The organism is Stutzerimonas sp. VN223-3 (assembly GCF_045999685.1).
In the GTDB taxonomy this organism is placed as follows: Bacteria; Pseudomonadota; Gammaproteobacteria; order Pseudomonadales; family Pseudomonadaceae; genus Stutzerimonas; species Stutzerimonas stutzeri_AR.
In genome coordinates this window covers 1,491,376-1,501,756 of the sequence record NZ_RBEC01000001.1, presented here as the reverse complement: position 1 = coordinate 1,501,756, position 10,381 = coordinate 1,491,376, and the positions used below count along the sequence as shown (strand labels likewise).

The 10,381-nt window shown below is 59.4% G+C and carries 10 protein-coding genes; 4 read left to right on the top strand and 6 right to left on the bottom strand.

Annotated elements, in window-relative coordinates; all coding sequences use genetic code 11:
* Position 1 precedes the first annotated feature (1 nt).
* The gene (gene glgA / locus D7241_RS06800) at positions 2-1,552 is read right to left on the bottom strand and encodes a glycogen synthase GlgA (protein ID WP_408100859.1); all 1,551 of its coding nucleotides are present in this window, start codon (positions 1,550-1,552) and stop codon (positions 2-4) included.
* 299 nt (positions 1,553-1,851) lie between these two features.
* Between glgA and D7241_RS06795 the strand changes: the two genes are divergently transcribed.
* Entirely contained in the window at positions 1,852-2,352 is a 501-nt protein-coding gene (locus tag D7241_RS06795; RefSeq protein WP_408100858.1) for a CinA family protein, read from the top strand.
* An 82-nt stretch (positions 2,353-2,434) separates the two neighbouring features.
* Here D7241_RS06795 and D7241_RS06790 read toward each other — a convergent pair whose 3' ends face one another.
* Positions 2,435-3,547 (bottom strand): mechanosensitive ion channel family protein, encoded by a 1,113-nt coding sequence (locus tag D7241_RS06790; protein WP_255976969.1) that lies wholly within the window; start codon positions 3,545-3,547, stop codon positions 2,435-2,437.
* A gap of 190 nt (positions 3,548-3,737) precedes the next feature.
* Here D7241_RS06790 and D7241_RS06785 point away from each other — a divergent pair, with 190 nt between their 5' ends.
* Positions 3,738-4,268, top strand: coding sequence for a ferritin-like domain-containing protein (locus tag D7241_RS06785; protein ID WP_255976069.1), 531 nt, complete (start codon positions 3,738-3,740; stop codon positions 4,266-4,268).
* 28 nt (positions 4,269-4,296) lie between these two features.
* Here the strand turns inward: D7241_RS06785 and D7241_RS06780 are convergent, their stop codons facing one another.
* Positions 4,297-4,578 carry a DUF1652 domain-containing protein gene (locus tag D7241_RS06780; RefSeq protein ID WP_408100857.1) on the bottom strand — a complete coding sequence of 94 codons (282 nt, stop codon included), beginning with the start codon at positions 4,576-4,578 and terminating at the stop codon, positions 4,297-4,299.
* A 272-nt stretch (positions 4,579-4,850) separates the two neighbouring features.
* On the opposite strand from D7241_RS06780, the gene D7241_RS06775 reads away from it, so the two are divergent.
* Positions 4,851-5,168 carry a hypothetical protein gene (locus tag D7241_RS06775; RefSeq protein WP_408100856.1) on the top strand — a complete coding sequence of 106 codons (318 nt, stop codon included), beginning with the start codon at positions 4,851-4,853 and terminating at the stop codon, positions 5,166-5,168.
* Between the two features lie 27 nt (positions 5,169-5,195).
* Positions 5,196-7,754 carry a DNA ligase D gene (gene ligD, locus D7241_RS06770; protein ID WP_408100855.1) on the top strand — a complete coding sequence of 853 codons (2,559 nt, stop codon included), beginning with the start codon at positions 5,196-5,198 and terminating at the stop codon, positions 7,752-7,754.
* Positions 7,755-7,773: 19 nt separating this feature from the next.
* Here the strand turns inward: ligD and D7241_RS06765 are convergent, their stop codons facing one another.
* The 3 genes from D7241_RS06765 to D7241_RS06755 all read right to left on the bottom strand — a co-directional run bounded on the left by D7241_RS06765 (position 7,774) and on the right by D7241_RS06755 (position 10,273).
* The gene (locus D7241_RS06765) at positions 7,774-8,010 is read right to left on the bottom strand and encodes a DUF2790 domain-containing protein (protein WP_408100854.1); all 237 of its coding nucleotides are present in this window, start codon (positions 8,008-8,010) and stop codon (positions 7,774-7,776) included.
* Between the two features lie 247 nt (positions 8,011-8,257).
* The gene (locus D7241_RS06760) at positions 8,258-9,193 is read right to left on the bottom strand and encodes a LysR family transcriptional regulator (protein ID WP_255976059.1); all 936 of its coding nucleotides are present in this window, start codon (positions 9,191-9,193) and stop codon (positions 8,258-8,260) included.
* 186 nt (positions 9,194-9,379) lie between these two features.
* Positions 9,380-10,273 (bottom strand): AraC family transcriptional regulator N-terminal domain-containing protein, encoded by an 894-nt coding sequence (locus tag D7241_RS06755; protein WP_408100853.1) that lies wholly within the window; start codon positions 10,271-10,273, stop codon positions 9,380-9,382.
* Positions 10,274-10,381 lie beyond the last annotated feature (108 nt).

Here is a 10,381-nt window from a genome sequence, read left to right as displayed (position 1 = left end):
GTTAAAAATTGGCATTGGCCTCGCGCCGCTCGCTCAGCAGCTGCTGGTACAACCGGTCATAGGGTTCGATCGCATGGCGCCAGAAAAACCCGCCGCTCATTGCTCGGCAGCGCATCGCATTGAGCAGATGTGGCTTCTCGTAAACCGCCAGTGCGCGTTCCACTGCATGGCGATAGCTGTCTAGCGTGGCCTCGTTGAAGAGGAAACCTGTGACGCCGTCGTCGATGCTGTCGGCCAGGCCACCCGTGCGGTGTGCAATCGGCAGCGATGCGAAGCGCTGTGCGTACATTTGGCTCAGCCCGCACGGTTCGTAACGCGAAGGCATGAGCAGGAAATCGCTGCCGGCGAAGAGCCGCCGCGCATCGGTTTCGTTGAAGCCGATATGCGCACCCACCCGGCCGGGAAAGCGGTCGGTGAGCCGTCTTACGTCAGCCTCGATATGTGCGTCGCCGCGTCCGAGAATGGCCAGCTGTCCGCCGCACTGAACGATCGTCTCAGCTACTTCGACGGTCAGGTCGATGCCTTTTTGACTCACTAGACGGGACACCACGGCGAACAGCGGCCCGTTGCCTGGTTCGAGGCCGAACAATTCGCGAATGTGCGCGGCATTGGCGCCTTTACCCGCCCAGTCGTGGGGGCCGAACTGGCTGATCAGATGCGGGCAGCTCTGCGGCTCCCAGCTCTCATCAATACCGTTCAAAAGCCCGCTGAGCAGACCCTGGCGCGCCTTCATGGCAAGGAAGCCTTCCATGCCGCAACCGAACGCCGGCGTAGTGATTTCTTCGGCGTAGGTCGCGCTGACGGTGGTGACGTGGCTGGCGTAGGCAATACCGGCTTTGAGCAGCGACAGCGCGCCGTAAAACTCCATCCGCTCGGGGCCACAGGCCTCCATGGGAATGCCCAGCTTGCGGCGCAGACTCATGTCGATGTTGCCCTGGTAAGCCAGGTTGTGAATGGTGAAGATGCTCGGCGTGCTCAAGCCGCGCCAATGCATGTAGGCGGGAGTCAACCCAGTCGGCCAGTCATGGGCATGGACCAGATCCGGCGTCCAGCGGATGCAGGCCGTACCGGCGGCGATATCCGCTGCGGCCATGCACAAACGGGCGAAGCGTATCGGGTTGTCTGACCAATCTTGCCCCTGTTCATCGCCGTAGGGCAGGCCGTCGCGCTCGTAAAGCTCCGGACAAATCAGCACGTAGATGATCAGCCCATCAGGCATGTCGAGACGACCGATCCGGCACGTCGGCAGGTCGCCATGCGACAGGACGCTGCCAACGATGCGAATCGGCTCGCCACACTGCATCACTTGGGTGTATCCCGGAATCAGGACACGCACGTCATGCAAATCGGCCAAGGCCCTGGGCAGGGCCGCCGAAACATCGGCGAGACCGCCCGTTTTGACCAGATCGGTCAGCTCGGAGGTGACGAATAAAATTTTCTTTTTGTCGTTCTGAGTACTGCGAAGTTGCAGCACGGGCCGCTCGGCAGGCGGCATCAGACGTTCAGTTGTGTTCAAGCGGACAGGCCGGGCGTTCACAGCAGCAATACTCATAAGCATCTTCCCCAATGACCGGCGCCTTCGCCAAGGTCAGTTACGAGCACGTATTTCCAACACAGCGCCAATCTGAGCGCTGTAAACCATGAGCACGGCAATACTGGATTTTTCTTGTTCGGACCCGCTGATTTCGCGGCATAGGGCTACTGTGGCCCTACCTTGAAAAAAGACCGAACGTCCATGAATTAGTTCTCACATTTCGATGGAATGCGCAGCTGGGAACTTTGCCGACGAATGCTGGCTCGGAAAATTGACTCAACACTGTTGTGTTCAAGCCGCCAGCCGGAGCTAAAGCCATGCAAGACCTTGCTGAGATCGTGCGATTTCTGAGCGACAAGCAGCTGAAGTTGACTACTGCCGAATCCTGCACCTGTGGCTTGATGGCTTCACTGTTGGGCGACATTCCAGGTTGCGGCCAAGTGCTGGACAGCGGGTTCGTCGTGTATTCGCCAAAAGCGAAAAACCGTTTGCTCCACGTCAGCTTCGAAACCATCGAAACGTTCGGCCTCACCAGCGAGGAAGTTGCTACCGAAATGGCCATCGGGGCGCTGAATGCGAGCGTCACGGATATCGCCATTGCCAACACCGGAGTCGCCGACGACAGCGAGGAAGATGCCGGCGGAACTCAGTGCTACGCCTTTGCGCTGATACAAGGCGAGCGCCAGGTGAGCATCAGCGAGACGGTTCAGTTCGAAGGGGACCGTGTGGAAATTCGCAAACAGGCGGCACGTTATGGGCTGGAGCAGCTGCCGGAAAAATACGAACAGTTGCTGCGCAAACTTGCAGAACACAGCTGAACGCAGCGCTGGACCACGCACCGGGCTGCAGCTAACGCATCGTGCATTTGTTGCGGCGAAACCTGGCGCCTCGCCACGACCATTACACGGGTGGCTGGCGCTCAGGCTCCACATGCTCCGGCACCGAATGATCGATGCTGGGTTTCTGCCCGACGCTCAGGTCCGCACGCAGCTGTGGCAGGCATTTCGGGAACTGTCGCTGGATGAATCCGATGAGGTTCTCGCGCAGGTGGCAGCGTAAATCCCAGTTGCGGGAAGAGTCCGGCGAGCTGACAAGCACGCGGAGCTGGATCGACTTTTCACTGGTATCGGTCACCTGCAGCACGATGACCCGACCATCCCAGAGCTCCGGCACTTCCTGGCAGAGCCGGCGCAGCTCTTCGCGCAGCGGCTCCAGCGGCAGCGAATAATCGACCCAGAAAAATACCGAGCCGATGATGCTGGAATTGCGTCGCGTCCAGTTCTGAAAGGGCTTCTCGATGAAATATTGCAGCGGAACGACCAGCCGACGATCGTCCCAAATACGCACGATGACATAGGTGCCGGTGATCTCCTCGATGCGTCCCCATTCGTTCTCGACAATCACCACGTCGTCCAGGCGGATCGGCTGGGTAATCGCGATCTGGATCCCGGCAATCAGGTTGGCAAGTACTGGCCGCGCGGCGAAACCCACAGCCAAACCAGCAAGACCTGCAGACGCGAGCAGGCTGGCGCCAAACTGCCGGGCTGCTGGAAAAGTCATCAGCATGCCGGCAGCGCCGATCAGCAGAATGAAAAAACTCAGGGTGCGCAGTAGCACCCGCGATTGGGTCTGGATCTGCCTGGCACGCAGGTTGTCGATCACATCCACCGGATTTTTCAGCCGCACCGCCTGTTCAACGCCACGCAGCAGACGCAGAGCCAGCCAGGTGAAGCAGGCAATGATCAGCAACGTGGTGACGCGTCGCGCGGCGCCTATCAACGCGAGTTCATCGCTGGCGGTGGAGAGCACAGTTTGTAAGCCGAGCAGCGGCAGCAGGACCCGGATGGGTTTTTCGAGCTGTTCGGAGACTGCCTTGGTAAACAGGAAACCGCGAGCCAATCGCAGCATTACAGCTGTCAGCACACGGCTGAACACGCTCAGCAGGACCACGACAAAAGATGCAGCCAACAGCGTGCGCAGTGCCGGCTCGGTTATGTAGTTCTCCCATTGCAGGAAAAAGTCGAGGATTTCGATAAGCCAACTCCGCTCCAAAGGTTGCATCAGTGACTGGCAGCCTCTGTGCAAAGTTCAGGGTCGGCGTGCAGCCAGTCGGATGGGCGGAACTCCCCGCAATGGCTCCTCTCACATATTCAACAAGGGGGCGAGAAGCCCTGCTCGCATCCAATCCATCGGGAGAACCGACATGCAAAGTGCACAGACCGGAAACGACGTCCGCATCGAACGCTTGATCGAATGGCTGCGTGATGCCCACGCGATGGAAGCGCAAGCCGAATCCATGCTCAGCAAGCAGGCCAGCCGAATCGAACACTATCCCGAGTTGAAGGCGCGCATCGAGCAGCACATTACCGAAACCCAGAACCAGGCCAAGCTGATCGAAACCTGCCTGCAGCGCTACGACAAATCCTACTCGGGCTTCAAGGACCTGGGCGGCAAGATGATGGCGATGGGCCAGGCCATGGGCGGCATGATGGTCAGCGATGAGATCGTCAAAGGCGCCCAGATGGGTTACGTCTTCGAAAACCTGGAAATCGCCTCCTACGAAATCCTGATTGCGGCCGCAGAAGCGGTTGGCGATACCCAGACGAAGGAAATCTGCACTCGCATTCTGGCTGAAGAGGTCGCGATGGCTGATTGGATGCGCAGTCACCTTGCCGAACTGACCCAGGCTTATCTAACCCGCGCGCAAACGCCGAATGTGGAAGCCAAGCGCTGATTGTGAAATGCGTCGTCAGAAAGGACCGCTAGCGCTCGGCAGCTTTGGCGCAACCCGCAGCGGAGGCCATGCCGCTGCGGGTTGCGTAGAGTTCGAAGCGCAGTTCCTGAGCGAGCCGTACCAGGTTAGCGGCATCGCGGCACTGCTCGTCGGTGATGCCGAAAACCGTCAGCTCTTCACCGTCGTGATGTTCTTCGTAGAGCCGCACGGTGACGCGGCTGTCTTGCTGGGCATGACAGTCACAACGAAAGGGCTGAAGGTAGTTACGAAGGATGTTCTCTATCGTCAGCAGAGGTAGACGTGAACTCATGACCGTTCCTCCTATCGTGCGTCCAGACTCGGCGAGATTACTCGCACCCATATTCCGCCGCTTTGAGTTCGCGGCATCTTTCAACGCTAGCAGGACCTGCCCGGTTGTAAATACCGTTTTGTCGCCGCTCGGCAGAAGAACCTCCCGCGGCCAAACCTGCGCCGTTGCGCTTCGCAGCTCAGTTTCGACGAGTGGACGTGGCGGCAGTATTCAACCGTAACGGCCCGACCGTGAATGCATCGCGACGGGTGACAGCCACAGAGGAACCAACGATGAAAAAAATAACGACACTGGTATTCGCGAGCCTCATGGCGACATCGGCGTTCGCTCAATGGCCCGCCGGTACACCCGAAGACGAGCGGGGCGCCCGTCCTAGCCCGATGGGTAATCCTACGCCGCAGGAAACCTTGGATACCCACATGGACAGTCAGGGCCGCACGGTTACCGAAGACGGCGACCCGGTTGCCACCCCGCCGCAGACCGAAGGCGAATCCGATCCTGACGCGCAGGACCCTTCAGTGAGTCCGGGCCGCCACTCCAGCCACGGCGGCCCGACTGATCCGGCATCCGATCCGGGCAACCTGGAATAACCCCGTCGGGAATTCAGGAGCGTCACCATGGCCCTCGACGAATACAACCGAAAGCGTGATTTCGCCGCAACGCCCGAGCCGGGCGGTAAGTCTCAGACGAGACCCAAGCGAGCCAAGAGCAGCGCGTTGCAATACTGCATTCAGAAGCACGATGCGACGCGGCTGCACTACGATTTTCGACTGGAGCTCGACGGCACGCTGAAGAGCTGGGCTGTTCCCAAGGGCCCATCGCTGGATCCGAAGTCCCGTCGTTTGGCGGTACACGTCGAGGACCACCCGCTGGAATACGCCACCTTCGAGGGCAGCATTCCGGCAGGCCATTACGGCGCTGGCGATGTGATCGTCTGGGATCGTGGCGTGTGGATTCCTCAAGGTGATCCGCAGGAGGGCTATAGCAAGGGCAAGCTCAAATTCACTTTGGAAGGTGAAAAGCTCAGCGGCACCTGGAACCTGGTGCGCACCCGAATGGACGGCGGCAAGGAGCAGTGGTTTCTAATCAAGTCGAACGACGAGGCGGCGCGTCCCGAGCAGGAATACGACATCGTCGAGGCGCTGCCAGACAGCGTACTCAGCGATCGCACATTGATTCCGCGCAAACGCGGCAAGGCGAAAATCGAAGTCGCCGCCAAGCCGGTCAAGACGCCCGTCAAAAAGCAGAGCCGCAAGCAGGAGCCGCGGGCGACGCTATCGGGAGCCAAACCCGCGCCGTTGCCCGACAGCATCAAACCGCAGCTGGCCACCTTGGTCGAATCGGTGCCCGACGGCGATTGGTACTACGAGGTCAAATTCGACGGTTACCGGATCATGGCGCGCATCGAGTCCGGCAAGGTGCAACTCTTTACCCGCAACGGCCACGACTGGACGGCCAAGATGCCGCAGCAAGCCGAGGCGCTCGCGGCGCTTGGGTTGGAATCAGCTTGGCTCGACGGTGAAGTGGTCGTGCCAAACGAGGAGGGCACGCCAGACTTCCAGGCGTTGCAAAACGCCTTTGAGATCGGGCGCAGTGGCAGCATCGTCTATTACCTGTTCGACATGCCTTATCTGAACGGTATGGACCTGCGCGAGGTCCCGCTGGAAGAACGCCGCGCGGCCTTGAGTCAGGCTTTGGAAAGTAACGACAGCGAACTGCTGCGGTTTTCCGCCGACTTCACCGAGCAACCGGAAAGCGTCCTGGAAAGCGCCTGCCAGATGAAACTGGAAGGGCTGATTGGTAAGCGTGCCGGCAGCACATACGTCTCCAAACGCAGCAGTAGCTGGGTGAAGATCAAATGCAAGAATCGGCAGGAATTCATCATTGTCGGCTTCACCGATCCCAAGGGCGCGCGCAGTGGTTTTGGGGCGTTGCTATTGGGGCTGCATAACGACAAGGGCGAACTGCACTACGCCGGCAAAGTTGGCACGGGCTTTAACCAGATCACCTTGAAAAGTTTGCATGCCAAGCTGAAAAAACTAGAAGCCGACAAAAGCCCGCTGGCCAAGGCGCCGCCGGCTGCGGATGTCCGAGGTGCGCACTGGCTCAAGCCTGAACTGATGTGTGAAGTCGCCTATGCCGAGATGACCCGGCAGGGTGTGATTCGCCATTCGGTGTTTCACGGCCTGCGTTCGGATAAACCCGCGCAGGCGATCACCCATGAGCGGCCGGCGAAGGCAACAAAGGCAGCGGCCGCCCGCAAATCCACGGCCAGTGCGTCGAACAGCGCTGGCAAGATCAAGATCTCCAACCCCGAGCGCATCATCGACAAGTCGATCGGCGCCACCAAAATGGAGCTGGCCCGGTTCTACGCCGAAGTTGCGCCTTGGGCCTTACCACATTTGCGTCAGCGCCCACTGGCGTTGGTCCGTGCGCCAGAAGGCATCGAAGGGGAGCTGTTTTTTCAGAAGCACACTGAGAAGCTGAGCATTCCGCATATCACTCAGCTGGACACGGCGCTGTTTCCCAAGCATGCGGCGCTGATGACCATCGACAGCGTAGAGGCGCTGGTCAGCGCGGCGCAGATGGGCACCATTGAGCTGCACACCTGGAATGCCGTGGCGCCCGTGCTCGATCATCCCGACCGATTCGTGCTGGATCTCGACCCGGACCCTGCGTTGCCGTGGAAGCGCATGGTCGAAGCGACTCAGCTGACCCAGACGTTGCTCGATGAAATCGGCTTGCAGTCCTACCTCAAAACCAGCGGTGGTAAGGGTCTGCACATACTGGTGCCACTCGAGCCGGTTCACAGCTGGACCGAAGTCAAGGCGTTCAGCCAGGCCATCGCGCAATACATGGCGAAGCTGCTGCCACAGCATTTCTCGGCAGTGAGCGGCCCGAAGAATCGAGTCGGCAAAATCTTCATCGACTACCTACGCAATAGCCAGGGCGCCAGCACCGTTGCCGCCTACTCGGTCCGAGCGCGCGAAGGGCTCTCGGTGTCAGTGCCAATCCACCGTGATGAGCTGGCCGACCTCAAGGGCGCAAACATCTGGACGATCCGAAACCTGATGCCGCGACTGGAAGAGCAGGGTGACGACGACCCTTGGGCCGGTATCGATGAGACGGGACAAACAATCACAGAGGAAATGCGCGAGCGACTCGGGATGAAATAATCGCTCCAGTGGTGGGTGATCAGTAATCGCTGCAATCCGCGCCTTGACGCAGGTAGCTCATCACGTGGGTTTCGCCTTTGGAATCCAGGTAAGTCATCTTGGCTTCGACCACGGCACAACCGCCATTCGGCACTTCCATCGAGATAATCTTAGCGACGTCCAAATCATCACCGTATTGGTACGGCACCGCCTGCGGCGCGGCATTGGCCAGTTGAGCGAACAGGGAAATACCGGCAATCCAGAATAGATTTTTCATAGTGGCCTCTTCGTGAGTTGAGGCACGCCAGAGGCATCGGGCGTGCACTCGGAATAAAACGGGCTGCCAACGAGGGAGGCAGCCGAAAGGGACAAGCGTCGAACGACCCAAAGGAGCAATCATCGAACGACGGGCGGCGGGATGGTGATCAACCGCCGTCATGCCTCTGAAACAAATAGTAAAGTTTGGTGGGTGCCGGAAAAATAGCGACTGGCGAGAGGAACTCTTACCGAATCGGTAACAATGCTCAGGCCCAGTATTCAGGGTTCTGCAGCACCTCGTGATAGCCAAAAAATGCTTGCGGCAGTTCTTGCTTGAGAAACTCCACCCAGGTCTTCACCTTGGCATCGAGGAACCGCCGCGAAGGGTAGAGCGCATAGATGGATTTTTCCTGCAGGCGGAACTGCGGCAGCAACCGCACTAACGAGCCCCGTTGCAGCGCCGGGACAGCCACATAGTCCGGCAGAAGACAAATGCCCATTCCCGCCTCGGCAGCGCTGCTCATCGCCTCGGCGACGTTTACCTTGAAGGTTTCGCCCGGCCGAATCGTCTGTTCCACGTCATCGCCGACGAAACTCCAACTATCGCTGAACACCGGATCGGCGAGGCGCAGGCACCGATGGTGTTCGAGATCGGCCGGCACCTGTGGCGCACCATGCTGCTTGAGATAGATTGGCGACGCGCAGACCACATGGAACACCGTGCCCAACCGCTGGGCGATCAGCTCGGAATCCGGCAGTTCGCGCGACAGGGTGATGATCACGTCGAGGTTGTCTTCCAACGGATCGGGCTGCCGCTGGGACAGCAGCAGATCCAGATTCACATCCGGATAGATTTCGTTGTAGCGCCCAGCCAGCGTCGCCAGCAACTGAATCCCCAAGCCGATAGTGGAATGCACCCGCAGCCGCCCCTTGGGCACCAGATGCGCGCCGCCGGCTTCGACGCGTGCCTGTTCGACCTGTTCGATAATTGCTCGACATTGTTCAAGGAAGCGTTCGCCTGTTTCGGTCAGCGCCAAACGCCGCGTGGTGCGGTGTAAAAGACGCGCTTGCAGATGGTTCTCCAGCTCCGACACCAGCCGGGAAACCTGAGCGGTCGACGTATCGGACTGCAGCGCCGCCGCCGTGAAGCTGCCGGCGTCGGCTACCCGTACAAAGACTCGCATCGCATGGAGCATGTCCATCAATCATTACCCTGTGCGCATGTAAGCCTTGCCATGATGCTCGTCTGGTGGCGGGGAAAGAAGTTAGAAATCAGTTTGGGCTGGTGGTAGTTCAGCGAATGACTGGAAGCGGGCCGACTACTGCCTGTCGCTGGTCGGATAGGCAAACTAAAGCCTCATGGGGGATTTCGCGCCCCAATCCACCCGTTAGTCTCTGGATGCCTTCGCTTGTCCCAGAATCCTTCCAGCATCCCTGGCAGGAGGAAGGCCAAATACCCGGGCATAATCCCGGCTAAATTGCGTCGGGCTTTCATAGCCTACCTCGAATGCCGCGGCCGTGACGCTTTTGCCGCTCGCCACCATTAACATCCGCGCCTGGAGCAAGCGAACACGTTTTTGATACTGCAACGGACTCAAGGTAGTTACTGCCTTGAAGTGGCGGTGAAAGGCCGAGACGCTCATCGCCGCCCTCTGCGCCAGGCTTTCTACCCTGATGGGCTCCGCAAAATCTCGACGGATCCACTGGATGGCCGTATTCACGCGGGCCATGGCGGTATCCGGTGCTGCAATCTCCCGCAGCATCCAGCCATGGGGGCCTTGCAGTACGCGAAACAGAATCTCGCGTTCGTACGCAGGGGCGAGGGCTGCGATGGCATCAGGGTTGCCCATCAATCGCAACATGCGCACCCAGGCGTCCATCAGCTCGGGCGTGACGGCGGCTACTGAGAAACCAGGGTCGCTTTCATGACGATCGACAGGTTTGGGCAAGTCGGTGAGCAGCGTGGATAACACGGTTGGATCGAGTGTCAGGCTGACGGCCAGGTAGGGTTCGCCTGATGCTGCTGGATGCACCATGCCCACTGCGGGCAGCTCAATGGACATGACGAAATAGGTCGCCGGGTCATACCGCAGCGTGCGGTCGCCCACGGTCATGGTTTTGCTGCCTTGCAGGATCAGGTTGATCATCGGGTCATAAACCGCCGCCAGCATATGCTCGGGAATCTTGCCTTGGACCATGGCGACGCGCGGAATGCCCGTCTCTGTGCGGCGGTTTTCGGCCTTGGCGGCGAGGGTGCGGATTTCTGTCAGTTGATCGTTCATGCTGGCCATGCTGAATGGCGGAACATGAGCAGTGCAAGCAAAAAGCAGAAACAGGCAGGTTTCGTGTAGGAACGGCTGCGTTCGCGATGACGAGGCCCCTTAATGTGG